The 25,828-nt window shown below is 72.9% G+C and carries 18 protein-coding genes and 1 pseudogene; 12 read left to right on the plus strand and 7 right to left on the minus strand.

Going from position 1 to position 25,828, the window contains the following annotated elements; translation table 11 throughout:
- Positions 1 to 2 precede the first annotated feature (2 nt).
- Positions 3 to 140: a hypothetical protein gene (locus tag ACGFMK_RS38930; protein WP_392774172.1), complete on the plus strand. Its 138-nt coding sequence runs from the start codon at positions 3 to 5 to the stop codon at positions 138 to 140.
- Between the two features lie 255 nt (positions 141 to 395).
- Positions 396 to 725, plus strand: coding sequence for a hypothetical protein (locus ACGFMK_RS38935; RefSeq protein WP_392774174.1), 330 nt, complete (start codon positions 396 to 398; stop codon positions 723 to 725).
- Between the two features lie 67 nt (positions 726 to 792).
- Here the strand turns inward: ACGFMK_RS38935 and ACGFMK_RS38940 are convergent.
- The 3 genes and pseudogenes from ACGFMK_RS38940 to ACGFMK_RS38950 form a co-directional block, all read right to left on the minus strand.
- Positions 793 to 1,130: pseudogene (locus ACGFMK_RS38940) on the minus strand (enolase C-terminal domain-like protein).
- A 62-nt stretch (positions 1,131 to 1,192) separates the two neighbouring features.
- The gene (locus ACGFMK_RS38945) at positions 1,193 to 1,477 is read right to left on the minus strand and encodes an enolase C-terminal domain-like protein (protein ID WP_392774176.1); all 285 of its coding nucleotides are present in this window, start codon (positions 1,475 to 1,477) and stop codon (positions 1,193 to 1,195) included.
- Entirely contained in the window at positions 1,420 to 1,836 is a 417-nt protein-coding gene (locus tag ACGFMK_RS38950; protein WP_392774178.1) for a hypothetical protein, read from the minus strand. Before ACGFMK_RS38950 ends, ACGFMK_RS38945 begins: the two co-directional genes overlap by 58 nt.
- A gap of 879 nt (positions 1,837 to 2,715) precedes the next feature.
- Between ACGFMK_RS38950 and ACGFMK_RS38955 the strand changes: the two genes are divergently transcribed.
- Positions 2,716 to 3,843: a S1 family peptidase gene (locus tag ACGFMK_RS38955; RefSeq protein WP_392774180.1), complete on the plus strand. Its 1,128-nt coding sequence runs from the start codon at positions 2,716 to 2,718 to the stop codon at positions 3,841 to 3,843.
- A 110-nt stretch (positions 3,844 to 3,953) separates the two neighbouring features.
- On the opposite strand, the gene ACGFMK_RS38960 is transcribed toward ACGFMK_RS38955, so the two are convergent.
- Both ACGFMK_RS38960 and ACGFMK_RS38965 read right to left on the minus strand, forming a co-directional pair.
- Positions 3,954 to 4,544 (minus strand): TetR/AcrR family transcriptional regulator, encoded by a 591-nt coding sequence (locus tag ACGFMK_RS38960; protein ID WP_392774182.1) that lies wholly within the window; start codon positions 4,542 to 4,544, stop codon positions 3,954 to 3,956.
- Between the two features lie 4 nt (positions 4,545 to 4,548).
- The gene (locus tag ACGFMK_RS38965; RefSeq protein ID WP_392774184.1) at positions 4,549 to 5,415 is read right to left on the minus strand and encodes an alpha/beta fold hydrolase; all 867 of its coding nucleotides are present in this window, start codon (positions 5,413 to 5,415) and stop codon (positions 4,549 to 4,551) included.
- Between the two features lie 197 nt (positions 5,416 to 5,612).
- Between ACGFMK_RS38965 and ACGFMK_RS38970 the strand changes: the two genes are divergently transcribed.
- Together ACGFMK_RS38970 and ACGFMK_RS38975 are read left to right on the plus strand one after the other, a co-directional pair.
- The gene (locus tag ACGFMK_RS38970) at positions 5,613 to 6,395 is read left to right on the plus strand and encodes a D-Ala-D-Ala carboxypeptidase family metallohydrolase (protein ID WP_392774185.1); all 783 of its coding nucleotides are present in this window, start codon (positions 5,613 to 5,615) and stop codon (positions 6,393 to 6,395) included.
- A 318-nt stretch (positions 6,396 to 6,713) separates the two neighbouring features.
- Positions 6,714 to 7,229, plus strand: coding sequence for a VOC family protein (locus tag ACGFMK_RS38975; protein ID WP_392774187.1), 516 nt, complete (start codon positions 6,714 to 6,716; stop codon positions 7,227 to 7,229).
- 1 nt (position 7,230) lies between these two features.
- Here ACGFMK_RS38975 and ACGFMK_RS38980 read toward each other — a convergent pair whose 3' ends face one another.
- Positions 7,231 to 7,671, minus strand: coding sequence for a DoxX family protein (locus ACGFMK_RS38980; RefSeq protein WP_392774189.1), 441 nt, complete (start codon positions 7,669 to 7,671; stop codon positions 7,231 to 7,233).
- A 243-nt stretch (positions 7,672 to 7,914) separates the two neighbouring features.
- Positions 7,915 to 8,499, minus strand: coding sequence for a hypothetical protein (locus tag ACGFMK_RS38985; RefSeq protein ID WP_392774191.1), 585 nt, complete (start codon positions 8,497 to 8,499; stop codon positions 7,915 to 7,917).
- Positions 8,500 to 8,631: 132 nt separating this feature from the next.
- On the opposite strand from ACGFMK_RS38985, the gene ACGFMK_RS38990 reads away from it, so the two are divergent.
- From ACGFMK_RS38990 to ACGFMK_RS39020, 7 genes are all read left to right on the plus strand, one after another.
- The gene (locus ACGFMK_RS38990) at positions 8,632 to 9,390 is read left to right on the plus strand and encodes an ATP-binding protein (RefSeq protein WP_392774193.1); all 759 of its coding nucleotides are present in this window, start codon (positions 8,632 to 8,634) and stop codon (positions 9,388 to 9,390) included.
- An 80-nt stretch (positions 9,391 to 9,470) separates the two neighbouring features.
- Complete coding sequence (locus tag ACGFMK_RS38995) at positions 9,471 to 10,739, plus strand: PucR family transcriptional regulator (RefSeq protein ID WP_392774195.1); 1,269 nt, start codon at positions 9,471 to 9,473, stop codon at positions 10,737 to 10,739.
- 87 nt (positions 10,740 to 10,826) lie between these two features.
- Entirely contained in the window at positions 10,827 to 11,078 is a 252-nt protein-coding gene (locus ACGFMK_RS39000) for a hypothetical protein (protein ID WP_392774197.1), read from the plus strand.
- 405 nt (positions 11,079 to 11,483) lie between these two features.
- Entirely contained in the window at positions 11,484 to 15,203 is a 3,720-nt protein-coding gene (locus ACGFMK_RS39005; protein WP_392774199.1) for a beta-ketoacyl synthase N-terminal-like domain-containing protein, read from the plus strand.
- A gap of 60 nt (positions 15,204 to 15,263) precedes the next feature.
- Positions 15,264 to 18,743, plus strand: a complete 3,480-nt coding sequence (locus tag ACGFMK_RS39010; RefSeq protein WP_392774200.1) for an amino acid adenylation domain-containing protein — start codon at positions 15,264 to 15,266, stop codon at positions 18,741 to 18,743.
- On the plus strand, positions 18,740 to 24,043 hold the full coding sequence (locus ACGFMK_RS39015; protein ID WP_392774202.1) for a beta-ketoacyl synthase N-terminal-like domain-containing protein: 5,304 nt from the start codon (positions 18,740 to 18,742) through the stop codon (positions 24,041 to 24,043). The genes ACGFMK_RS39010 and ACGFMK_RS39015 overlap by 4 nt, the downstream gene beginning before the upstream one ends.
- A 10-nt stretch (positions 24,044 to 24,053) precedes the next feature.
- On the plus strand, positions 24,054 to 25,828 hold a 1,775-nt coding region (locus ACGFMK_RS39020; RefSeq protein ID WP_392774204.1), incomplete at its 3' end, for a condensation domain-containing protein.

Below are 25,828 nucleotides of genomic sequence, written 5' to 3' on the forward strand. Positions count from 1 at the left end.
ACGTGCTCCACGCGGCGGTCGAGGTGCAGATCCACGACCCGGCCGAACGGATCCGCGAGGCGTCGCGAAGCCTGGAGGTCATGGTGGGTGACGGCGAGGTGCGCATCGGTGTCGATCGGTGTGGCGGCGGGGCGGCCTAGGGATAGGTGCTCGGCGTCGCGGACAAGGCCGGCTACGCGGCGAAGAACGCGGGCCGTGATCGTGTTTGTGCCGGTAATCGAAGAACGGCCCGCGGTCGTCACCCCTCCGCGATCGGCCGGGGGTCCGGCCTCGCCCGGATGGAGCAGTGTGGTGACGTTCCGCTGCGCGGGGTTCACTTGCCCGATGAATTGCCGGTAATTCTCACGCACTTCTAGGCTTCATCGGGTCGGGGTTCTCCGCGCTGAGGAGTGGTCATGCGAAGGAAATTGGCGGCACTCGCCGTCGCAGTTTTTTCCCTGTTCGGTCTGACGGTCGGGACCGCGGCCGCGGCGGGCAGCGATTTCGCACCACCCGGCTGTTTCGGCGAGCGTTACGGCGTGCTGTTCGGCGAGGGTGTTTCCGTCAGCTGCTTCCCCGGTGAGGGCTACGGCTACCGGGTGATCGCGCACTGCTCGAACGGCAGCGCCTTCTGGTACGTGGTCGGCAATTTCGTGCCCTACGGATTCGGTCCGGCCGTCGCGGAATGCACCGGCGCGCTGCTGGTCCCGGCTCGGGTGGTCGCTTACCAGGTCGACGAGATCTGATTTTCCGGCCGCTTCCGCCCGGTCGCCCATTCGGGTGGCCGGGCGGAAGCGCGCCTTTTCCCCGGGATCAGGAAACGCGGCGGTCGTCGATCGCGTCGCGGTCCCGGTCGATTCCGAGGCCGGGTGATTCCGGCGGTACCGCGTGCCCGTTTTCGACGGTCATTTCGGTGCGCGTGATCGCGCGCAGCTGCGGGATGCGCTCGACGTAACGGCCGTTCGGGACGGCCGCGGCCAGGGTGACGTGCAGTTCCATCAGGAAATGCGGGCAGACCTCGACGTTGAAGGCTTCGGCGTGATCCCGCCGACCCGGGCGACGTCGGACGGCACGATCGAGGCGGCGCCGAGGTGCAGGTAGTCGCGGAACTGCGCGACCGGGTACAGCGACTCGCCGACGGCGATCGGCACGGTGTCGACGCGGCGAGGCGGGCGTGCCCGGACACGTCGTCGGCCGGCAGCGGCTCTTCCAGTCAGAAGAGGTCCAGCGGCGCGAACACCGCCGCCCGCCGGATCGCCTCGGCGGCCGTCATCGACTGGTTGGCGTCCACCATCAGGTCGAACCGCGGGCCGGCGGCTTCGCGGACCGCGGCGAGCCGTTCGAAGTCGTCGCCGGCCGTGGGCTTGCCGACCTTGATCTTGACGCCGCCCCAGCCGGCGGTTTCGGCGGCCTTCGCGCCGGCGACGAGCTCTTCGGTGCTCAGGTGCAGACAGCCGCTTTCGGTGTCGTAGAGCGGAACCCGCCGGCAACGCGCCACAGCGGTTCGCCGGCCCGGCGGCGCTTGAGGTCCCACAGCGCGGTGTCGACGGCGGCCAGCGCGAGCGACGTGATCGCGCCGACGGTCGTGGCCCGGGTGATGGCGAACAGGTCCCGCCAGATCGGCTCGACCAGCCGCGAGTCACAGCCGACGAGCCGGGGGAGCAGGTGGTCCCGCAGCAGGGCGACGACGGAGCTGCCGCCGGTGCCGATCGTGTAGGAGTAGCCGAGCCCGCTGCCGCCGGTGCTCACCTCGACGAAGACGGTCTCCTGGGACAGGAACGCCTGCACGGCGTCGGTGCGGGCCTGCTCGACCGCGACATCTACGAGAAAAGCCTCGGCCCGCGTGACGACTGCCACCGATCCCCTGATCGCTGAATCCTATAGGAAATCGGATTCAGGCGCGGCGCGGATGGCCCTGTCAACGGGCCTTGGCACGGGGTCTGCGGCAGGGCGGTGGCGTCGCGACCGGCTCTGGTGCGTTGTCGGCATTGCGTCGCACTGCGGGAGCCGTCACAGCGAGGGCGGGGACAGTGGCATCGCGCCGCGGGGTGGCCATGGTGGAGGCAGGGCGGCTGCGTCGCGGCCGGCCTGGTGCGATGTCTGCGTTGCGTCGCGCTGGGCCGGCGCCGCGGAGGCGGGGACGGTGGTGTCGCTACCGGCCTGGTGTGGTGTTGGCATTGCGTGGGGCTGTGGGTGGGCGCGGCGCGGGGACGGGGCAATGGCGTCGCGACGGACTTCGCACGACGTCGGCTTTGCGTCGCGCTGCGGGATCGGCCGCGGCACGGTTTCGGCACCGCGGAGACGTGGACAGTGTCCTCGCGACCACTCCTCGCGCGATGTCGGCAGCGGCGCGCCAGGCCGTCATCGGGCGGAGTGGTGCTCGCTCGCGGTGGGAACGGCGCCCGCGCAGGGGACTGTCATGCACCTCTGCTGCCCTGCCGACTCTGGTTTCGGCCGGGGCGGGCGGGTCTGTGCTCTACTTGGTTCAGACCTTTTACAACGTTGTAACGGAGGTTGCCCACGCGCGGCGCGGACCGGCGGGACCGGTTCGCGCTATTTCTGCGCGCCGACAAAACCGTTGGGGCACAAGTTATCCAGCTGTTCAGTCCGCAGTGGACAGTCGTTCGCTCCTGCTAACTCCGGACAGAAAACCGGACAATTCTGGACCTGGCCCGGACCCGGCCGCACACTCGGCGGACAGTGTGTTTCTTTCCCCCGTCCCCCGGAGGAGTCCCCATGCGTCGAAGAATCGCCCTGGCTCTCGGCGGCGCCGCCGTCCTCACCGCCAGTCTCGCCAGCAGTGCCCTCACCCCCGCCGTCGCGCAGGCCTCACCCGGCCTGATCGCCGCCATGCAGCGGGATTTCGGCCTGACCGCCGCCCAGGCCGAAACCCGGCTGGGGCAGGAGATGACCGCTTCGCGGGTGCTGCCGGACGCGCAGCGCGCCGCCGGTGCCGCGTTCGGCGGGGCCTGGTTCGACCCCGCGCTCGGCAAGCTCGTCGTCGGCGTGACCGATCCCGCCGCGGCCGCCGCCGTCCGGCAGGCCGGTGCCGAGCCGACGACCGCGACCGTGAGCGCGGCGAAGCTCGACGCGGCGAAGGCCGCCATCGACTCCGCGGCCAAGGCAAAGGCCGCCCCGGCCGGCGTCACCGGCTGGCGGACCGACGCGCGTACCGGCAGCGTCGTCGTCACCCTGCGGCCGGGCGCACAGGGCGCCGACGTCGACGCCTTTGTCGCGCAGGCCCGCAAAGCCGGCCCCGTCACCGTGACGTCGGCGCCGAAGGCCGAGACGTTCTCGGCCGGGACCGTCGGCGGCGACCCGTACTACATCAACGGCAACACCCGCTGCTCGATCGGCTTCTCCGTCAACGGCGGGTTCGTCAGCGCCGGCCACTGCGGCGGCGCGGGCAGCTCGGTCGTCGGCTGGGACGGCTCGGCGATGGGCACGTTCGTCGGCTCTTCCTTCCCCGGCAACGACTATTCGTTCATCCGGATCGGCAACGGCTGGTGGACCGCGCCGGTCGTGCTCGGCTGGGGCACGGTCAGCGACGCGATCGTCCGCGGCTCCTGGGTCGCGCCGGTCGGCACCTCGGTGTGCCGCTCGGGTTCGACGACGCACTGGCACTGCGGTGTGGTGGAAGGGCTCAACGAGACCGTCAACTACTCGCAGGGCGCCGTCTACCAGGTGACCCGCACCAACGTCTGCGCCGAACCTGGCGACTCCGGCGGCTCCTTCATCACCGGTGACCAGGCGCAGGGTGTCACGTCCGGCGGCTGGGGCAACTGCAGCTCCGGCGGCGAGACGTGGTTCCAGCCGGTGAACGAGATCCTGCAGACCTTCGGCGTCGGGCTCGTCACGGGCTAGCAGGACCACGACGCCGGTCGCGGGGGCCTGGGGCGGGCCGATGACCCCGCCCCAGCCCGCGATCGGCGTCGTCCGCACCGCGCCGGGCCACCCGGCGAACCCGCCTGCGGCTAGCTCTTGAGCAGGCTCGCGAACCACGCGCCGAGCACCTGCTGGACGTCGGCGCGGGTGCTCGCCGGATCGTCCGCGGCGCCGATCATCCGGGCCGCCTCCATCACCGCGCTCAGCACCAGCTGCGCCAGCGCGGGGACGGGCAGCTCGACGATCAGGCCGTCCGCCTTGGCCTGCTCCAGCACGCTGACGATCAGGCCGAGGCCGTACTCCGCCTCGATCTCGCGCCAGACGTCCCAGCCGAGCACGGCCGGCGCGTCGGTGAGGGAGATGCGCCGGACGTCCTCGCGCAGGCACGCGTCGAGGAACACGCCGAGGCCGAGCGCCATGCCGGTGAGCGGGTCCGCGCCCTCGGCGAACGCAGCTTCGACCTCTTCGGTCAGTTCGCGTTCCAGTTCCTCGACGACCGCGCGGAACAGGCCCTGCTTGTCGGCGTAGTGGTGGTACAGCGCGCCGCGGGTGACGCCCGCCGCGCGGGTGATCTCGTCGGCCGGGACGGCCTGGTAGCCGCGGGCGGCGAACAGCTCGCGCGCGGCGGCGACCAGGGCGGCCTTCGTGCCGGCGGAACGGTCCTGCTGGGTACGTCGCACCCGCCTAATCTGCCATGACGCCCGCGAACTCGACGACGTGACGGGCCAGCACGGCGGGCTGGTCCTCGGAAACGAACGTGTAGGAGTCCGCGATCTCGACGAGCTTCGCGTCGGGCAGCAGCGCGGCGAGCCGGTGGGCGAGGCCGATCGGGAACAGCTTGTCCTCGGCCGCCCAGGCGAGCAGCACCGGCCGGTCGAACGTCCGCAGCGCCTCCGCGGCGGCCAGGGTGTGCCGCGGGTGCACGTCCCGCAGGAGCTTGCGCAGGTCGCGCCGCACCCCGGCGGACTTCCGCAGCGGCGCGAGGTAGGCCTGCGCGACGTCGTCGGGCAGCGGCCGCTTGACCACCCAGCCGAACAACACCGGTAGCGGGTAGAGCGCGCGGAACCGCAGCAGCTGGCCCAGCACGGCCATCGAGCCGGGGATCCGCGCGATCGCCGGCAGCGGCTTGAAGATCGGCGGGAAGAAGTACTCGAAGCAGTCGGACGGTGTGAGCACGACCCGCCCGACCCGCTCCGGACGCCGGCTGAGCAGGATCTGCGTGAGCGCGCCGCCGGTGTCGTTCGCCACCAGGGTGACGTCGCGCAGGTCCAGCGCGTCCAGGAAGTCCGCGATCACGTCGGCGGCGCCGGCAGGGGAGAGGTCGGCGTCCGCGCGCATCGGGAGGTCGTGCGAGCCCAGCGGCAGATCCGGGGCCACACAACGGAACCCGGCCGCGGCGACGTCCGGCACCACCTTCCGCCAGAGCTCCGCGTTCGTCAGCACGCCGTGGACGAACACCACGGGGGCGCCGGTGCCCCGCTCGAAGTACCGCACCTCGCCGGCCGGCAGCCGGACCCGGTGCTCCTGACCCAGTGATTCGCTTCGTGTCATGGCGCCAGATTACATACGTACAGCATGTATGTAAATGAGATGGCTCAGTGTCCGGTGACCGCGAGTGAGCGTCGTCAGGAATTCACGGGAACCTCGGCGGGGTCGGTGAGGTCCGGCGCGGGGCCGCCGGGGCGTTGGCGGTTGTTTGGCCGCCGGGTGTCTGCTGCGGGCCCGTAGCCGAGTACCCGGAGGCCTTGATGAGCCCGTTCCGCCCATCCGCCGGTTTCGACCGCCGCACCCTGCTCAGGGGTGCCGCCGGGGCCGGGATCGCCCTGGCCGGCAGCGTCGCCGCGCTGGCCGTGTTCCCCGGGGTCGCCGCGGCCTACTCGTGGCCGTCCTCGCTGCGGTCCGGCTCGACCGGTGCCGCGGTGACGGAACTGCAGATCCGGATCGCCGGCTGGGCCGCCGACGGGCCGCGGCAGACCTACGTCGCCGTCGACGGTGATTTCGGTCCCGGCACCGAAGCTGCCCTGAAGCGGTTCCAGTCCGCCAACCACCTGACCGCGAACGGCGTCGCCGACGCGGACGACTTCGCGGCCCTCAACGCTCTGGAATCCGCCGACGGATCGACCTCGCACTTCGAATTCAGCGAGTTCACGTCGAACGACGGCACCGGATTCGGTGGCGGCAAGGTCGGCGCGGTGACGGTCAAGGAGAACGTGCGGCGGCTGATGTACAAGCTCGAAGCCCTGCGGACGAAGGCGGGCGACCGGGCGATCACGATCTCGTCGGGCTTCCGCAGCATCGCGCACAACCAGGCGGTCGGCGGCGCGTCGAACAGCATGCACGTCTACGGCACGGCGGCGGACGTCTACGTCAGTGGCCTGAGCACGCGCCAGGTGTACGTCCTCGCCGAGGCCTGCGGGTTCTCCGGGCTGGAGCGCTACACGCTCTCGGACGCGCACCAGCACGTCGACAGCCGGATCGAGTACGCCTACGGCTCGCAGAGCTGGTGGTGGGAGAGCGGCACGGTCAGTTGACGCTTGAGGTGACGCGGTGATGGTGATGCCCCCGGGCGAGGCTTCGGGGAAAGGTCGGATCCAGGGGCACCACCGCCCGCGGGACAGCTGACACGATGTCCTGCGGTCCAACCACCTTACGAACCCCGGGGCCGTCCGACCAGGGCCTCGATGCGGTGTCGAAGGTTTGTCGCCCGGTCGGTCACGAGGCCCACTGAGAGTGGGTCTTTCGTGCTGATCGAGAGTCGCTCGCGCTCGCTTGACCGGCCGCTCGTTCGCGCCTAGCCTTAAGTTGAAACTTCAACCGATTCGCGCGCGCAGCACGGGCCAGGAGAGCCGATGTCGATCTTTCGCCTGAACCACGCCGTGTTGTACGTCCGGAACCTGGCCGAGAGCGTGGCGTTCTACCGGGACGTGCTCGGCTTCGACTACATCGAGGGCGGCGACGCGCACCGTGGCGCGGCCTTCCTGCGGGCCCCGGGCTCGACCAACGACCACGACCTTGGCCTGTTCGAGCTCGGCGCGCACGCCGCGGACTCGGGCGCCGGGCAGACGTCGGTCGGGCTCTACCACCTCGCGTGGGAGGTCGACACCCTCGGCGACCTGGACCGCGTCGCCGGCCGGCTCGAAGCGGCGGGCGCGCTGGTCGGCTCGTCCGACCACGGCACCACGAAGTCGTTGTACGCCAAGGATCCCAGCGGGATCGAGTTCGAGGTCGTCTGGATCATCCCGCGCGAGCTGCTGACCGACGCCGACCGCGACAAGAGCAAGGCGATCGGGCGGCTGGACCTGGCGGGCGAACTGGCGAAGTACGGTGCCGACGCCCGCAGTGGCGTCGGCATCTCCCGCCCCTGACTCAGGAAGCGAGCTCGTTCGCCCGGACGCGGTCGTGCGCCGGCGTCGAAGTCCGTTGCCGGGCACGGAGGTTGCTCAAGGCGAAGCGGCCCGGACCGACGAACGCGATGGCCAGCAGGGCCCAGCAGAACAGGGTCGCGGCCTCACCGCCGTTCTGGATCGGGAGCAGACCGGCCGGCAGGTGCACCGTGAAGTAGGCGAAGGCCATCGAGCCCGAGCCGAGCACCGCGGCGACCCGCGTGCCGAGCCCGACGCAGACCAGTACGCCGCAGACGAGCTGGATCACCGCCGCCCACCAACCCGGCCACGCCCCGACGGCGGCGGCCGTCTTCGCGCCGAGGACGCCGAAGAGCGTTTTGGCGCCGTGGCAGGCGAACAGGAAGCCGATGACGATGCGGTAGAGCCCGATGACGTGCTCGCGGGCCGGGGCCAGACGGTGCATGGTTCCTCCGGGAAGCGGGTGCGGGCGGCATCCGGCGGGCCGGCGGTGAGGCCGGCCGTCGCGGATTCGGTAGACCACATATACCGGTCCGCCAGGATTCGCCACACCCCCCGAAAGTCGCGTCAGGACATCACGCGCGAAATAGGTACCGCAGGCCGGGCCGGTCCGCTTTACCGGTTAACCGCCTTGTGGGGCAAGGGAAAATCCGGACGTCTGGCATTTCGCCAGTCTGGTCCAGACCAGTTAGCCGAGTGGTCCGCCGGGGGTTTCGAGAATGTTTCCGGCTCTTTTCGGAATCGTCCCGGACTGGGCCTGACGGATCAAGGCGGCGACCCGTTCGGCCTCCGGGATCGCCCACAACTCGGGGGTGAACGGCACCCACGCGCCCTGGTACGGCGTACCGAGCAGACGCCACCGGACGCCGAGGGGCGTGCCGAACGTGACGGTCCCGGTGCCGTCGCCGCCGGCACGGGTCCGTGCCGGTTTCAGGTGGGCGAGCCACACCCAGCGGAACTCCGCGCCGGTCGGCCACTGCGCCACGAAGACGATCCGCCGGTCGGTCACGAAGTACGTCTCGACGTCCAGGCGGGCTCGCCGGTTGCGCAGCCGCCGGCCCCAGGTCGCCCCGAACCCGACGACAACGATCACGAACAGGCCGAGTTCCGGCGCGTCCTTAGGGGGAAGCGTGATCGAGAGTACGGCGAACCCGCCCACCAGCAGCGCGGTGCCGAAGAGCAGCACGTGGTTTTCGTAGAGCCAGTGGCGGCGCACCGCCGGCGCCCCCGCCCAGAGCACGCGTTCGCCGGTCTGCAACGGATACGGTTCCATGCTGTCCTCCCCGGACGTCGGGAAGGACACGCGCGAGGGCCGTGACCGGTTGCACCTTTGCGCCGTCCAGGGCGGGGACTAGCGTGTCACCCATGCGAAGGAAGGCGCCGCGGCGCCGTTCAGCGGGTGCGCGTGCCTGAAGGCATCGGGCTGGAACTGCGGAATCGGCAGGCGAGCGCGCTGGTCGTGGTGACCGGGCGGCTCGACATCACCGGGTACCCCTTCCTGCGCGACGGCCTGTTGAAGATCGCCGCGGACAGCCCACCGGGGCTCATCGCCGACATCGACGACCTCGCCCTCGAACGGCACTCGCCGAGCCTGTTCCCGTTCGTCGCCACCCGGCTCGAACGCTGGCCGGGCATTCCGTTCTCCCTGGTCACCCGCCAGCCCACGCACGTCGAGGCCTTCGACGCGTTCGGCCTGGACCGGTTCGTGCCGGTGCACGCCGACGTCGAAACCGCCGAGCGGGCGCTGCCCCACCCGGTCCGCCGCCGCGCCGAGCGGACCCTCGCCCGCGGGGAACAGGGGATCGCGCAGGCCCGGGCGTTCGTCAGCGCGCGGACCCGCGAATGGGGCGTCCCCGCCCTCGAGTACGACGGCACGCTCATCGCGGCCGAGCTCACCGACAACGCTTCCCGGCACACGGCGTCGTTCCCGGGGCTGCGGCTGGAGCTGCGTCAGGAACTGCTGACGATCGCGGTGAGCGACGACGACCCCCGGCCCGCGGTCCTGCTGGACCGCCCCGACTTGCTCGAGCCCGGTCTGGGCCTGCGGATCGTCGCGCAGACCGCGCGGGCCTGGGGGAGCAGCAGGCGGTGGACGGGCGGCAAGGTGGTCTGGGCCGTCCTGGCCACGCCGGAACGCCGCCGGCCGGGGACGCTCGGCCCCTGACCCGAACCTGTCCGGGACAGAACTCGAATTGATCGACGAGCCACCTCGAAAGCATGATCGTCGCCCTCTAAGGTGGCTCCATGGTGGACGAAGAGGTCGTCTCGGAGCGCATCCGGCAGGTCGCCGCCACCCTGGCGGGCCGCGCGGGGGATCTCACCGGTGAGCTGGTGCAGCTCTACGCCGCCGAACTGCCGCAGCTGGTCCACGACGACGAGCGCATGGTGAGCCTGCTGACCGCGAGCGTCTACCAGAACATCGAGACCGGGCTGCAGATCTTCCAGCACAGCATCGACCCCTCCCACGTCGAGGCGCCGGCCGCCGCCCTGGAGTACGCGCGGCGCCTGGCGCAGCGGGGCACGCCCGTGTTCGACCTGATCCGGGCCTACGAGCTGGGACAGGCCGCGATGCTGGACTTCGGGTTCCAGGAGTGCACCCGCCAGGTCGGCGAGGCGGAGCTGCTCGGGGAGATGATGCGGCGGCTGCTGAAGGTCGTGTTCGGGTTCGTCACCCGGGTGACCCGGCAGCTGGTCGCGGTCTACCAGGACGAACGCGACCGGTGGCTGCTCAACCGGAGTGCCGCGCGGGCGGCCAAGGTGCAGGACCTGCTGGGGGAGAACCGCGGCCCGCTCGACGCCGCTTCGGTCGACGCGGCCGAGACGGTCATCGGCTACCGCCTGCGCGGCACCCACGCCGGGATGATCCTCTGGCACACGGGCTCGGCGGACGACGCGCTGTCCGTGCTGGAGGCGGCCGCGGTCGCGGTGCTCGGCCGCGTCCAGGACCACGGCCGTCCGCTGTTCGTGCCGCGCGACGAAGCCAGCGCGTGGGTGTGGCTGCCGCTCGGCCCCGGCGTCACGGTCACCCGCGCCCACCTCGACGAGGTGCTCGCGGCGGCCGGCCCCGGCGTCCGCGTGACCGTCGGGGACCCCGCCACCGGCGTCGACGGCTTCCGCGACACCCACCACCAGGCCCTGCGGGTGCACGCGCTGGCGCTGGCGGCCGGCGAGCACTGCGACCGCGTCCTGACCTTCCGCGAGGTCGGCACGATGGCCCTGATGACGTCCGACCTCAACGCCGCCCGGCTGTGGGTGACGAGCACCCTCGGGCCGCTGAGCGCCGACGACGAGCACTGCGAGCGGCTGCGCGAGACCCTGCTCGTGTTCCTGGCCTCGGGCGGCAGCTACACCGCGGCGGCGGCCGAGCTGACGATGCACAAGAACTCCGTGCAGTACCGCGTCCGCAAGGCCCAGGAGCTGCTGCCGCGGGCGCTCGGGGCGAACCGGCTGGACGTCGAGCTCGCGCTGAGCCTGAGCCACCGGCTCGGCGCCGCGGTGCTGGCCGCCACCTGAGGTTTTGGTGCCCCGGACCACCGGCGCCGAAGATCGTTGGGTCCCCGGCACGAAGTCTTCACCGGATCTTTCCCCTACCTTTCGATCATGGGTGAAAACGGTGGGATGCTCGCACTGGTGCGGCTACGCCGAGGCGTCGTCGGCGAGAGCAGACGCGTCTGTCACCTGATCCCCGTCCCGCCCGCCGGCGCGGTGCCCGAGCGCCTGACGGCGCTGTGCGGCGAGTCGATCCGCCCCGGCGACGCCGAGGTGCTGGACGGTCTGCGCGGGATGCCGTGCCACGCGTGCCTGATGGCGCACACGCCCGCGAGCGGCGGCCTGCTGGCGAACGCGGGCTAGCACGGGCCCGGCGGGTTCTGGATCGATTTCGTGAAAATGCCACGACGTGCCGTGCGGAGAGTCCTTTTCCGCGACGGGAGTCGGTGAATATCCGACCGCGCGAATGCCTTTCCGGCGACGTTGCGGGGAGTAGCCGGCCGGGTGTCCACTGTGGTCGCCAGAGCGGCATAAGTCGACGTTCCGGACGTGCGGCGCTGATGATCGCGTGGGAAAACCCCATGTCGAGACCCGGATCGATAGTCCATTCGGACCAACTCTGCGGATTACGTATCCACAGAGGACGTCGTGAGCTTTAACCTTGCGTGATTCTTCGCCATGAATCGCACTGGGGAGTGAGATGAAGTCGACGTCACCGCTTTGGCTGCCGCGCGCCCGTTCACGGTCGGAACGGGCGCTGCTCGAGCGATGACGCAAGCCGGCTGCATCAGACGTTTCGAAGGAATCGCCCGGCAGTCGCCCGACCGGATCGCCGTCGTCGAGCACGACGCGGTGGTGAGCTACGCCCGGCTGGCGGGGCTCGCCGGCGGGCACGCCGCGCGGCTGCTCGACGCGGGCGTCCGGCCGGGCGACCGGGTCGGGCTCGTCACCGGGCACGGCACGCGGGCGATCGCCGCGATCCTGGGCACGCTCGCCGCCGGGTGCGGGTACGTCCCGCTGGACCCGACGTTCCCGCGTAACCGGCTCGCGCACCAGGTCGACGCCGCCCGCGTCTCGGCCGTGCTGGCCGACGCCGAGCACGTCGCCCTCGCGGAAGCCCTGTGCCACCACGGGTCCGCCCGGGTCGTCCCGGTCGGGTCGGAGACCGCGCCGCTGCCGGTGCCCGACCCGGACCCGGACACGCCCGCGTACGTCCTGTTCACGTCGGGCTCCACCGGCACGCCGAAGGCCTTCGCGCAGACCCACCGCAACCTGCTGCACGTGGTGGACAACCAGATCGCGAGCCTCGGCATCACCGCGGCGGACCGGCTGAGCCTGCTCGCGTCCTTCGGGTTCGACGCCGCGATCCCGGACCTGTACCCGGCGCTGCTCACCGGCGCCGCCGTCGTGCCCGTGGACCTGCGCGTCCACGGGGTCGCGCACGCCGCGCGCGAGCTGGCGCGGCACGAGGTGACGATCTACCACTCGACGCCGACGGTCTACCGCCACCTGCTCGACAGCTTCGAGGGGGAGCTGCCGTCGGTCCGGACGGTGCTCCTGGGCGGCGAGCCGTCGACCTACGCCGACGTCCGCCGCGGCCGCTTCGCCGACGGCTGCGTGTTCGTCAACGGCTACGGCGCGACCGAGGTGACGTTCGCCGCGCACCACCGCCTGACCAGCGCCGACGTCGACCCGGACGCCACCGGCCCGCTGCCGATCGGCACCGCGCTGCCGGGCTACGAGCTGACCGTGCTGGAAGGTGGTGAGCTGGAGGTCCGGAGCGAGTTCCTGGCCGAGGGCTACCTGGACCGGCCGAGCCCGGCGTTCGGCACCACCGCGGACGGGCTCCGCACGTACCGCACCGGCGACCTGGGCGAAGTGCTGCCGGACGGGAACCTGGTCTGCCTCGGCCGGCTGGACCGCCAGGTCAAGGTGCGCGGGTTCCGGGTCGAGCTGACGGAGATCGAGGCGAAGCTCGCGGAAGCACCGCAGGTGGCGGAGGCGCGAGCCATCGTCCGCGACGGTGAGCTGCTCGCCTACGTGGTCCCGGCGAGCGCCAGCCGATCCGCGGTGCCGGTTGGTCTTTCGTCTGCTTCGGTGGGCGGTGTTGGGTCTGCCGGGGCGGGTGGCGCCGTGGGTGATCCGGCGGCCGGTATCCGATCCGCGGTGCCGGTTGGTCTTTCGTCTGCTTCGGTGGGCGGTGTTGGGTCTGCCGGGGCGGCTGGCGCCGTGCCTGATCCGGCCGCCGATATCCGATCCGCGGTGCCGGTCGGCCCTTCGCCCGCTCCGGCGAGCGACACTCAGCCCGCTTCGGCGAGCGTCACCGCGTCGGGCCCGGCCGAGGACACCGGGCCGGATCCGGCCGCCCTGCGGTCGGCGCTGGCCGAGGCCTTGCCCGCTTACGCCGTGCCTTCCGCGGTGATCGTGGTGGCGGCGTTCCCGCTGACCGTCACCGGCAAGCTCGACGAGGAAGCGCTTCCGGGCCCGCGGCCGTCCGCACCTGCCGAGATCCCGCCCATGACCGAGGCCGAGCAGCGGGTCCACGCGATCTGGCGCGACGTCCTGGGCCATGCGAGTTTCGGCGTCACCGATGCCTTTTTCGACGTCGGTGGGCACTCGCTGCTGCTGGGCCGCGTCCAGCAGCGGCTGGCGGCGGAGTTCGGCACCGACGTCCCGCTGCTCGGCCTGCTGGAACACCCCACCGTCGCGGCCCAGGCGGCCTACCTCGGTGAGTCCACTTCGGACAGTCCGCAGGCCGCCGGGTCGCCGTCGGAAATGGACGGTGGCGACCTGATCGCCGTCGTCGGGATCGCCTGCCGGTTCCCGGGTGCGCCCGACGCGCCGGCGTTCTGGTGGAACCTGTGCGCTGGGGTCGATTCGATCCACGACCACACCGACGACGAGCTCGCCGCGCTCGGCATCGGGCCCGGCCTGCGCGGTGACCCGGCGCACGTCCGTGCCGGCGGCCGGCTGGACGGTGTCGAGGACTTCGACGCGGAGTTCTTCGGCTTCACCGCCGACGAAGCCGCTCGCACCGATCCGCAGCACCGGCTCTTCCTGGAGACGGCGTGGCGGGCCTTGGAGGACGCGGGCCGCGACCCGGCGCGGGAGACCGGCCCGGTCGGCGTCTTCACCTCCGCCGGGGTGAACCGCTACTTCCTGTTCCACCTGTTCGGGAACCCGGCGGTGACCGGTGACGTCGACCCGGACGACTGGGAGGGCCGGCTGCTCGGCCGCCAGCTCACCGACCACCTGCCCGGCCAGGTCGCCTACCGGCTCGGCCTGACCGGGCCCGCGCTCGCCGTCCAGAGCGCCTGCTCCAGTTCGCTGGCCGCGGTCGGCCTCGCCGCCCAGAGCCTCACCGAATACCGCTGTGACCTGGCGCTCGCCGGGGGAGTGAGCGTCACCTGGCCGCGGTACCGCAGTGGCGGGCTCGCCTCGCCGGACGGCCGCTGCCGCGCGTTCGACGTCGCGGCCGAGGGCGCCGGGTTCGGGTCCGGCGCGGGGGTCGTGGTGCTGCGGCGGCTGGCCGACGCGCTCGCCGACCACGACCACATCCACGCCGTGCTGCCCGGCTGGGCGATGACCAACGACGGTCCCGACCGCGCGGGGTACGCCGTGCCGGGCGCGGCCGGGCAGGCCGCGGCCGTCGCCGAAGCGCTGGCCGTCGCCGAGGTCGACCCGGCCGAGGTCCGGCTGGTCGAGGCCCACGGCAGCGGCACCCCGCTGGGGGACGCGATCGAGGTGGCCGCGCTGAACCGGGTCTACCGGGACGTCCCGTCCGGGACGTGCGCGCTCGGCTCGGTCAAGACGAACATCGGGCACCTCGACGCCGCCGCCGGGGTGGCCGGGCTGATCAAGACCGTGCTTTCCGTGCGTCACGGCGTGATCCCGCCGAACCTGCACTTCACCGCGCCGCACCCGGAGGTCGACCTGCACGGCGGTCCCTGGTACGTCCCGGTGAAGGCCGCCGACTGGCCGGACGTGGAACGCCGGGTCGCCGGGGTCAGCTCGTTCGGGATGGGTGGCACCAACGTCCACGTCGTCGTCGAAGAGGCGCCGGCCGCCGGGCCGCGGGTCACCGCCGACGGCCCGTACGTGCTGCCGGTGTCCGCGCGGGACGCGAAAGCGTTGCGCGAAGCGCTTTCCCGGCTGCACGACCGCCTTGCGGACGACCCGCCGCCCCTGGCCGACGTCGCCTACACCCTCGCCGTCGGACGCCGGGCGTTCGCGGCCCGCGCCGCCGTGGTCGCGACGACCGCCGCGGAGGCCGTCGAAGCCCTGGACTTCCTGCTGGGCGAAAACACCGACGTCGCCGGGCCACCCGGTGCGGCCCACGAACTGGCCGCGCGCTGGGTGAACGGTGGCGACGTCGACTGGGCCGCCCGGCACGACGGCGCGGAACCGGGCCGGGTGCCGCTGCCCGGATATCCCTTCCAGCGCAGCAGGTTCTGGATCGACCCACCGGTCCCGGGTGACCACCCGTGACCCGTACCAGCCCGGCCGCCACCGCGGTCCCGGGCCGCAAACCGAACTGGGGAGTTCACCGTGACCGACACGCTGCCCGTCGCGGGCACGCACGGCCCGCCACAGTCCTATCCGGACACCACGGTCGCCGGACTGATCCTGGAGCAGGCTCGCCGGACGCCGGACGCGCTCGCCGTACGGCAGGGCGAAACCCGGCTGACCTACGCTGAGCTGGTCGCCGCCGCCTGGGGTGTCGCGGCCTTGCTGCGCGAACGCGGCGCGGGCGTCGAAACCCGGGTCGGCGTGTGCGCCCACCGGCGTCCCGCGCTCGTGGCGACGGTCCTCGGCGTCCTGCTCTCGGGCGGCTGTTACGTGCCGCTCGAACCGGGCGGCCCGCGGGCCCGGCTGACCGGGATCGCCGCCGACGCCGGCGTCACGCTCGTCATCGGGGACGCGGCCGTCGCGGAATTCGGTGCGGTGGACGGGATCGAGGCCCTCGACGTCCCGTCGCCCGGCGAGCCCGGCGTCTGCCCGGCCACCCCGGACAGCACCGCCCACGTGCTCTACACGTCCGGCTCGACCGGGCGGCCGAAGGGCGTGCTGACCAGCCACCGCAACGTCGTCGCGTTCGTCACCGGCTTCGCCGGGCGCCTCGGCGTCGGCCCGGGCACCCGCACGCTCGGCATCTCCTCACTCGGCTTCGACGCGTTCACCATGGACGTCTTCGTGCCGCTGACCCGCGGCGGCTCGGTGCAGCTGGCCGGCTCGGCCGACCGGGCCGACCCCGAACGGCTGCGCCGGTTCGTCGTCGAGCACGACGTCGACTGGGGCTTCGTCACACCGACGCTGCTCGCGACGCTGAACCCGGCGGACGTGCCGGGCTGGCAGACCGTGGCCTGCGGCGGGGAGCCGGTGCCCGCCGAGCTGGCCGCGCGCTGGCTGCCCGGCCGCCGGTTCTTCCAGGTGTACGGCCCGACCGAGACGACCGTCGTCGTGGTCACCGACGAGGTCACCGGCCTGCCCGCCGACCCGCTGCCGCTCGGCACGCCGACGCCGAACCACCGTGCGTACGTCGTGGACGCCGACCTGCGGCCGGTCGCGCCGGGCGAGGTCGGCGAACTGCTGATCGGCGGCCCGGGGGTGGCCGCCGGATACCTCGGCCGCCCGGAGCTGACCGAGCGGAAGTTCGTCCCGGACCCGTTCACGCCGGGGGAGCGCGCTTACCGCACCGGTGACCTGGCGCGGGTCCTGCCGGACGGCCGGCTGGAGTTCGCCGGCCGCGCCGACCGGCAGGTCAAGGTGCGCGGGCAGCGCATCGAACTGGGTGAGGTCGAGGCCGCGCTGGGCGCGCACCCGCAGGTGGGCGCGGTCGCGGTGGAAGCGGTGCCAGGCCCGCGCGGCACCCGGCTGGTCGCGTTCCTGACTCCGGCCGCCGCCTCGCGGCCTTCCGACGAGGACGTCCGCGCCTACACCGGCGTGCGGCTGACCGAGGCGATGCGCCCGGCCGCCATCCAGTGGCTCGAAACCCTGCCGGTCAACCCCGTGACCGGCAAGATCGACCGCCCCGCCCTGCGCGCCCTGGCCGAAGTCGAGACGCCGGACGCACTCGGCGAGCCGGAAACGCCGGTGGCCCAAGCGGTCGCGCGGGTGTGGCGGACGGTCCTCGGCGCCGGGGCGGGCCCCGACTTCTTCGCCTCCGGCGGCGACTCGATCGCCGCGATGCGGCTGGTCGCGGCCCTGCGCGCCGACCTGGCCGCCGACGTCGCCACCGAAGACGTCCTGGCCGGGCGCACCCTCGACGGCGTCGCCCGGCGGGTGGCCGCCGCCGCGCCGCTGACCGGGCCCGGCCTGACCACCGGGCACGCACCCACGCTGTCCCCGCCGCAACGCCGGTTGTGGTTCCTGGACCAGCTCGCCCCGGACGCGGCCCCCTACAACATCGCGATGGCCTTCCGGCTGTCCGGCCCGCTCGACAAATTGCGGCTGCGCGCCGCTCTGCGCGCGGTGGCCGAGCGGCACGACATCCTGCGCTGGCGGATCCGCCCGGTCGACGGTGTCCCGCAAGCGGAACGCCGTCCCGTGGAAGACATTCCGCTGCCGGTCACCAGCCTGACCGAGCCGTTCCTCGCCGACCGGCTGGCCGTCGACGCCGCGACCCCGGTGCACCTCGACCGCGAGCCGCCGTGGCGGGTCCGGCTCTACGAGCTCGGGCCGGACGAGCACGTGCTCGGCTTCACGCTGCACCACGCCGTGTTCGACGGCTGGTCCCAGGACCTGCTGTGCGCCGACCTCTCGGCGGCCTATGCCGGTGAGCCGCTGCCGCCGCTCGTCGCGTCCTATGCGGACTACGCGGCGTGGCGCGCGGACCGCGACAGCCGTCGTGAGGCCGTCGACCTCGCGTGGTGGACCGAGCACCTGGCCGGGGCACCATCCACAGTGGACTTGCCACGCGATCGGCCACGCCCCGCCGTGCAGACCTACCACGGCGCGAGCGTGCACCAGGTGTTCCCGGACGGCGCCCCCGACGCCGTCCGGGAGCTGGCCGCGCGGACCGGCACCACCCAGGCCGGGGTGCTGCTGGCCGCGTTCGGGCAGCTGCTGCACCGGCTCACCGGCGGCGACGACCACCTGGTCGCCACCGTCGTCGCCGACCGGCAGCTGCCCGAGACCCAGGACGTCGCCGGGTTCTTCGTGGACATCGTGCCGGTGCGGCTGCGCGCCGACGACGACGCGGACTTCGCCATGCACGCCCGCCGCGGCGGGGCCGAGCTGCTGGCCGCGACCGCGCACCCGGCCGCGTCGATCGAGCAGCTCGTGACCGCCCTCGGCGTGCCCCGCGATCCCGCGCGGGCGCCGCTGGTGCAGGTGATGGTGAACGTCCTGAACTTCACCGAGCCGCGCCTGGAGCTGCCCGGCGTGCGGGCGGGATGGCTGCCGGTCGCCAAGCCGGGGTCGCCGTTCGACCTGACCGTCTACGTCCTCGGCCACGGCGTCGAGCTGCTCTACAACCCGGACCTGTTCGACGCCGCCCGGATGACCGCGCTCGCCGCGGACTACGCGGACCTGCTCGCCGGGCTGGCCGCCGCGCCGGATCAGCCGGTCGGCACGTGCCTGCCCGAGACGCCGCGGCCTTCGGTGCGCACCGCCGCGCCGGGCGCGATGACCCGCGCGGAACCCGCGCCCGGCCCGGTCGTCGCCGACGTCACGGCGCTGGCCGCGACCGAGGCGGTGATCGCGCAGGCCTGGCGAGACGTGCTCGGCGTCGAAAGCGTGGGCGTCACCGACAACTTCTTCGACGTCGGGGGCCACTCGCTCGCCCTGATGCAGGTGCACGCCCAGATCACCGGCCGGCTCGGCCGCCGCATCCCGGTCGTCGAGCTGTTCAGCCACCCCACCGTCCGCGCCCTCGCCGCCCACGTCCACGCGGCGGCCGAGGCGAAGCCCGACACCGCGCTGGCCCGCGCCGCCGAGCGGGTCGCCGCCCGCCGGGGGCGCACCCCGTCCAGAAGACCCCGCCGCCCGGCCGCCACGAACGGCCACGAACAGGAGCGCCACCAGTGACCCACGACTTCGAAAGCGGCCCCGGCGAACCCGGCGCCGAGCCGATCGCGATCGTCGGGATGGCCGCCCGCGTCCCCGGCGCCGGCGACCTCCGCCAGTTCTGGCGCAACCTCGTCGACGGCGTCGAGTCGATCAGGCCCGCGACCACCGAGGAGCTGCTGGCCCGCGGCGCCGACCCGGAAACGCTGGAGGATCCCAGCTGGGTCAACGCCACCACGGTCGTCGACGGCTTCGACGAGTTCGACGCCGAGCTGTTCGGCATGACCAGCCGCGAAGCCGAGATCACCGACCCGCAGCACCGGGTGTTCCTCGAGGCCTGCCACGCCGCCCTCACCGACGGCGGCTACGACCCGGCCCGCTACCGCGGCGCCATCGGCGTCTACGGCGGTTCCGGCCGGACCGGTTACCTGATCGAGAACCTGCTGCGCAACGACCGGATCATGGCCTCGCAGCACGGCGGCATCGGGATGTCCACGGGCAACCAGCCGAGCTACCTGACGACGTCGGTGTCCTACAAGCTGAACCTGCGCGGCCCGAGCCTGGCGCTGCACACGGCGTGCTCGACGTCGCTGGTCGCCGTGCACCTCGCCTGCGAGGCGCTGCGCAACGGCGAGTGCGAGATGGCGCTGGCCGGCGGCGTGAACCTGGAGATGCCGCACGGTATCGGCTACATGGGCGTCGACGGCTTCACTTCGCCGGACGGGCACGTCCGCGCGTTCGACGCCGAGGCCAACGGCACGGTGTGGAGCAGTGGCGTCGGCGTGGTCCTCGTCAAGCGGCTGGCCCAGGCCATCGAGGACGGCGACCACATCCGCGCGGTGGTGCTCGGCAACGCGATCAACAACGACGGCGCCACCAAGGTCGGCTTCTCGGCACCGAGCGTCGCCGGCCAGACCGAGGCGATCGCCCAGGCCGTCGGCATGGCCGGGGTCGACCCGCGCACCATCGGGTACGTCGAGGCACACGGCACCGGCACCGCGCTGGGCGACCCGATCGAGGTCACCTCACTGTCCACTGTGTACGGCCACGGCGTGCCGGACACGGCCTGGTGCGCGATCGGCTCGGTCAAGTCGAACATCGGCCACCTGTCCCAGGCCGCCGGGGTGGTGGCGCTGATCAAGACCGTCCTGGCCATGGAACACGGCCTCATCCCGCCGACCATCAACTACACCGAGGCCAACCCGGGCATCGACTTCCCGGCGAGCCCGTTCTACCCGGCCCGCACGGTGACGAAATGGGAGGCGGGCGACGCGCCGCGCCGGGCGGGCGTCAGTTCGTTCGGCGTCGGTGGCACCAACGCCCACTTAGTGCTGGAGGAAGCGCCGGTTCCGCAGCGTCGCCGCCTGCCGCACCCGGCGCACCTGCTGCGGGTCTCGGCGAACACGCCGGACGCCCTCGCCGTCGCCGTCGACCGGCTGGCCGATCGGCTGGCCGGGGACGTCGACCTCGACCTCGCCGACGTCGCCCACACCCTTGCGGCCGGGCGCACGGAGTACCCGCACCGCGCGGCCGTCGTCGCCCGCGATCCCGAGGACGCCGTCGACGGTCTCCGCGACACACGTCGTTTGGTCACGGCGAAAGCGGACGAGCTGAAGGTCGCGTTCCTGTTCTCCGGCCAGGGTTCCCAGTACGCCGGGATGGGCGCGGAGCTGTACCGCAGCGAGCCGGTGTTCGCCGCGGCCGTCGACGAGTGCTGCGAGCTGGCCGAGATCCCGGGCCTGAAGGAGCTGATCCTCGAGCGCGGCGGTGACACGAAGCTGCGGGAGACGCGGTACACGCAGCCCGCGCTGTTCGTCGTTGAATACGCCCTGGCCACGCTCTGGCGCAGCTGGGGTGTCCGGCCCGGCGCGATGATCGGCCACTCGATCGGCGAGTACGTCGCCGCGACCGTCGCCGGCGTGTTCACCCCGGCCGACGCGCTGAAGCTGGTCGTCCGGCGCGGTGCGCTGATGCAGTCGATGCCGGCCGGCGCGATGCTCGCGATCCAGCTGGACGAGGACGCCGTGGCCCGGCGGCTGCCCGAAGGTCTCTCGATCGCCGGGGTCAACGGGCCGGGGACCTGCGTCGTCGCGGGCCCGTCCGAGGTCGTGGCCGGCTTCGCCGCGCGGCTCAAGTCCAGCGACGTGCAGTGCCGCGAGCTGGTGACGTCGCATGCGTTCCACTCGCCGATGATGGACCCGATCCTGGCGGAGTTCACCGAGGCCGTCGCCGCGGTGCCGCGTTCGGCGCCGTCGCTGCCGTTCCTCTCCAACCTGACCGGCGACTGGATCACCGACGCCCAGGCCACCGACCCCGGTTACTGGGCCGCGCACCTGCGCCAGGCCGTCCGCTTCGGCGACTGCGTGCGGACGCTGTTCGCCGGCGGCGAGCGGTGGGCACTGGTCGAGTGCGGCCCGGGCCACCAGCTGGCCGGGCTGGCCCGCGGCCAGGTGCCGAAGGGCCTGCCCGCGCCGCAGCCGAGCCTGCCCGGCCGCACCGACCGCGAGGGCGACGTCGAGACGCTCTACGCGGCCGCCGGTCTGCTGTGGACACACGGGCTGATCCTGGATTCCGTGACGTCCGGGTACCGTGTGCCGCTGCCCGGCTATCCCTACGCACGCAAGCGGTACTGGGTCGATCCCGATCCGGCGGGGACGGTCACCGAGCCGGTGAAGCCGAGCGGGCCGTTGCCGCTCGAAGAGTGGTTCGCGGTGCCGTCGTGGCGGCAGGCCGGGCCGGAGGTGCGGCGCGAACCGTTCGCCTCCTGCCTCGCGTTCGTCGACGACGACGTCCTGCCCGGGCTCCTGCGCGACGCGGGTGTCGCGGTCACCGAGGTCCGCCCGGGTGCGCGGTTCGCCGCGGTCGACGGCGGGTTCACCGTCCGGCCGGGGGAGCGCGCGGACTACGACGCACTGGTCGCCGCGCTCGGCACCCGGCCCGAACGGGTCGTGCACGCGTGGGCTCTGGGCGGCACCGAGACCGGGATGGCCGCCCAGGACCGCGGCTTCTTCAGCGTGCTCAACCTGGTCCAGGCGTGGGCCGAGCCGCTGCGGATCGACGTGCTGAGCACCGGCACCGCCGACGTCACCGGGACCGACCTGACCCGGCCCGAGCACGCGACGCTCGCCGGGATCGCCCGCGTGCTGCCCCTGGAACAGCCCGGCACGGTCGTCCGCCGGATCGACGTCGAGACGCTCACCGCCGAGGTCGTCGCCGAGCTGTCCGCGCCGGCGGACGCCCACGCCGAGGTCGCGCTGCGCCGCGGCCGCCGCTGGGTGCTCGGCCACACGCAGCTCACCCTGCCCGAAGCCGAGACGCCGGTCCTGCGTCCGGAAGGCCGCTACCTGATCACCGGCGGCACGGGCGGGATCGGCATCACCCTCGCCGAGGACTTCGCCCTGCGCGTCCGGGCGAAGCTCATCCTGCTGTCCCGCAACGGCTTGCCGCCGCGTGAGGAGTGGGACGCGCACCTGGCCGCGCAGGGTGGCACCGACCGGCTCGGGCGCGCGATGCTCGCCGTCCGGCGGATGGAGGCGGCCGGCGCGGTGGTGCACGTGCTCGCCGCCGACGTCACCGACCCGGCGCGGCTGCGGGAGATCCGGGAGCTGGCCGAGCGCGAGTTCGCCGGCCTGGACGGGATCGTCCACGCGGCCGGGCTGCCCGGCGGCGGTGTCGCCGAGGTCAAGGAGCGGTCGGCCGCCGAGACGGTGCTCGCGCCGAAGATCGGCGGCACCCTCGCGCTGGCCGAGACGTTCTCGGACCGGCCGATGGACTTCGTCGCGCTGTGCTCGTCGGTCACCTCGGTGTCCGGGGACTTCGGGCAGGTCGACTATTGCGCGGCCAACAACTTCCTCGACGCCTACGCCCGCGGTGACCACAGCTGGCAGGCCCGGGTCGTCTCGCACGACTGGGGCGGCTGGGACGAGGTCGGCATGGCCGCCGAGGTCGAAGCGCCGTCGCTGATCCGGTCGACGCGCGAACGGGCCGACGGCCCGGTCTCGCACCCGGTGCTGACCACGCGCAGTGCGGGTGGTGTCCACGGGCTCGTCTCGGCGGCCGGGCACTGGCTGCTCGACGAGCACCGGATCGCCGGTGTGCCGGTGGTGCCCGGGACCGGGCACCTGGAGACCGTGCGGGCGGCCGTCGAAGCGGCGCTGCCGAAGCCGGGCGACGGTCATGTCGTCGAGCTGCGCGACGTCGCGTTCCTGGAGCCGTTTTCGGTGCCGGAAGGTTCGGTCGCCGAGTACCGCGTCGGCTTCGAGGGTGACGCCTTCACCGTGACGAGCCGTGTGGCCGGGATGACCAAGACGCACGTCCGGGGCTCCGCCGGCTGGGTTCCGGCGCCGAGTGTGTCCACAGTGGACCTCGACGCCATCCGGAGCCGGACCGAGGTGCTCGACGACGGAAACGGCTTCGGCACCGGCCGGACCAGCATGGTCACCTTCGGCCCGCGCTGGGCCGCGCTGCGGACCCACCACCTGGGCGAGCACGAGGAACTCGCGTCGATCGTCGCGCCGGACGCGGCGGCCGGCGACACCGGCTGGGGTCTGCACCCGGCGCTGCTCGACATCGCGACGGCGTTCGGCCGCGGCCGGGGCAGCGGCACGTACCTGCCGATGAGCTACGGCCGCGTGGTCGTGCACGACGTCCTGCCGGCGAGCTTCCACAGCCACCTGCGCTACCGGGATTCCGGCGGTGACCAGGTGATCGCCGCGGACCTGACGCTGTGCGCCGACGACGGCCGCGTGGTGGCCGAGATCGAGGACTTCGTGCTGCGCCAGGTCGACGAGAACGCGGTCAGCGGCGGGCTCGCGTCGAAGCCGCCCGCGGTGGCGGGGACGTCGGCCGGGATCCGGCCGGTCGACGGCGCCGAGGCGTTCCTGCGGGCCCTGACACCGGGGCTCGGCGGTCAGGTCGTCATCAGCACCCGCCCGGTGCGGGACCTCTTCGACCGTCGCGTGACGGCCGAAGCGCTGGTGGAGACCGAAGAAGTCGCGGAGCCCGCGGCCAAGCCGCTGGCCCAGGACGACTACGTCGCCCCGCGCACCGATCTCGAAGCGGAGATCGCCCGGCAGTGGGCCGAAGTCCTCGGCGTCGAGCGCATCGGCGTCCACGACGACTTCTTCGCCCTCGGCGGCAACTCCCTGGTCGCCATCCAGCTCATCGCCCAGGTCCGCAAGACCACCGGCGCCCGGCTGGCGATGAAGACGCTGTTCGAATCCTCCACGGTGGCCACGCTCGTCGAGCGGATCGAGGAGCTGCGAAGCGATGCAGCACCCGAAGAACCCGCCGCCACCACCATCCCCAAGCTCGAGCGCTGAAGCAGGAGACATGACCGACACGAAGGAATGGACGTTCCCGGCCTCGTTCGGGCAGGAGCGGATCTGGCTGTCGAACCAGCTCGACCCCGCCTCGCCGGTGTACAACCTGCCGTGCCAGGTGCGGCAGGACCTGCCGCTCACCGAGTCGCAGTGGCGCGCGGCGATCGGCGTGGTCGTCGGCCGGCACGAAGCTCTGCGCACCGCGTTCCGGATGGCGGACGGCGCGCTCGTCCAGGTCTTGCACGAGCACGTCCCGATCGAGCCGGAGGTGCACGACCTGCGTGACCTCCCGGCCGCCGAACGCGAAGCCCGGGCCGCCGAGCTGGCCCAGGCGATCGCCCGCCGGCCGATCCCCCTCGAAACCGCGCCGCCGTGGCGGGCCCAGCTGTGCCGGCTGGCCGACACGGACTGGCTGCTCACCTTCGTCGTGCACCACACGGTGTTCGACGCCGGTTCGGTGCCGGTGCTGGGCAGCGAGCTGAACGAGGCGTGTGACGCCGTCGCCGAAGGCCGGCTGCCGAAGCTGCCCGAGCTGGCCATCCAGTACCCGGACTACTCGGCCTGGCAGCGCGGCCAGCTGCCGCTGGTGCGCGCCCAGCTGGACTACTGGCGCGACCGGCTGGCCGGGCTCCCGCCCGTGCACAGCCTGCCGACCGACCGGCCGCGCCCGGCGGAGTTCGGGTTCGCCGGCGACCAGGTCGACTTCGACCTGCCCGCCGGGCTGCTCGAGAAGGCCGGCGCCGTCGGCCGGGAGCTGTCGGCGTCGCCGTTCATGGTGCTGCTGGCCGGGTACACCGCGCTGCTGTCCCGGCTGTCCGGGCAGCACGACGTCGTGGTCGGGGTGCCGGTCGCCGGGCGAGACCTGCCGGAGCTGGCGCCGCTGATCGGGATGTTCGTCAACCAGCTGGCCATCCGGGTCGACTGCGGAGGGGACCCGTCGTTCGCCGACCTGGTCGGCCGGGTCCGCACGGCGGTGCTGGACGCGATCGAGCACGGCCGGGTGCCGTTCCAGCTGGTCGCCGACGCGGTCCGCCCGGAGCGTGACCCGGCGGTGCAGGCGCTCTACCAGATCGGGTTCAACTTCATCCCGGACTCGGGCATCGAGCCGGTCCGCTACGCCACCGCCAAGGACGACGTCGCGATCGACCTGACCGCCGTCGACGGCCGCCTGCTCTACCGCACCGACCTGTTCGACCGGGCCACGGCGGAGTCCATGGTGGACCGGTTCCTGGGCCTGCTCTCCGCGGCCGTCGAGGACCCCGCGACGCCGGTGGCGGACCTCCCGCTGCTCTCCGACGCCGAGCGCGCCCAGGTGCTGGCGTGGAGCGGAACGTCCACTTCGGACGCTCCGCCGGTCGTCGCGCGCTTCGAGGAGCAGGTGACGCAGACCCCGGACGCGGTGGCGGTCGACCTGGGCGGCGTGCGCCTGACGTACGCCGAGCTGAACGCGCGGGCCAACCGCGTCGCGCACCGCATCGGCGCCGGCGGCGTGGTCGGCGTGTGCGCGCCGAACTCGGCCGACCTGGTCGTGGGCATCCTGGGCGCGCTGAAGAGCGGTGCGGCTTACGTCCCGCTCGACCCGGCCAACCCGGCGCAGCGGCAGGCTCTGGTGCTGGCCGACGCGGGTGCCCGCGTCGTGCTCACCAGCGGCGTCACCCTCGACGCCGAGACCCTGGACCTGAGCGACCCGGCGGTGTGGGCGGAGTCGTCCACGGAGAACCCGCCCGCGCCGGACGGCATCGCCTACGTCATCTACACGTCCGGCTCGACCGGGCGCCCCAAGGG

The organism is Amycolatopsis sp. NPDC049252, from assembly GCF_043197175.1.
Classification (GTDB): domain Bacteria; phylum Actinomycetota; class Actinomycetes; order Mycobacteriales; family Pseudonocardiaceae; genus Amycolatopsis.

Bases quoted from the DNA above. Each gene is read 5' to 3' on its own strand.
- ACGFMK_RS38935 (WP_392774174.1), top strand. From the start codon at position 396: ATGCGAAGGAAATTGGCGGCACTCGCCGTCGCAGTTTTTTCCCTGTTC.
- ACGFMK_RS38955 (WP_392774180.1), top strand. From the start codon at position 2,716: ATGCGTCGAAGAATCGCCCTGGCTCTCGGCGGCGCCGCCGTCCTCACC.
- ACGFMK_RS38965 (WP_392774184.1), bottom strand. From the start codon at position 5,415: ATGACACGAAGCGAATCACTGGGTCAGGAGCACCGGGTCCGGCTGCCG.
- ACGFMK_RS38970 (WP_392774185.1), top strand. From the start codon at position 5,613: ATGAGCCCGTTCCGCCCATCCGCCGGTTTCGACCGCCGCACCCTGCTC.
- ACGFMK_RS38975 (WP_392774187.1), top strand. From the start codon at position 6,714: ATGTCGATCTTTCGCCTGAACCACGCCGTGTTGTACGTCCGGAACCTG.
- ACGFMK_RS38980 (WP_392774189.1), bottom strand. From the start codon at position 7,671: ATGCACCGTCTGGCCCCGGCCCGCGAGCACGTCATCGGGCTCTACCGC.
- ACGFMK_RS38985 (WP_392774191.1), bottom strand. From the start codon at position 8,499: ATGGAACCGTATCCGTTGCAGACCGGCGAACGCGTGCTCTGGGCGGGG.
- ACGFMK_RS38995 (WP_392774195.1), top strand. From the start codon at position 9,471: ATGGTGGACGAAGAGGTCGTCTCGGAGCGCATCCGGCAGGTCGCCGCC.
- ACGFMK_RS39000 (WP_392774197.1), top strand. From the start codon at position 10,827: ATGGGTGAAAACGGTGGGATGCTCGCACTGGTGCGGCTACGCCGAGGC.
- ACGFMK_RS39005 (WP_392774199.1), top strand. From the start codon at position 11,484: ATGACGCAAGCCGGCTGCATCAGACGTTTCGAAGGAATCGCCCGGCAG.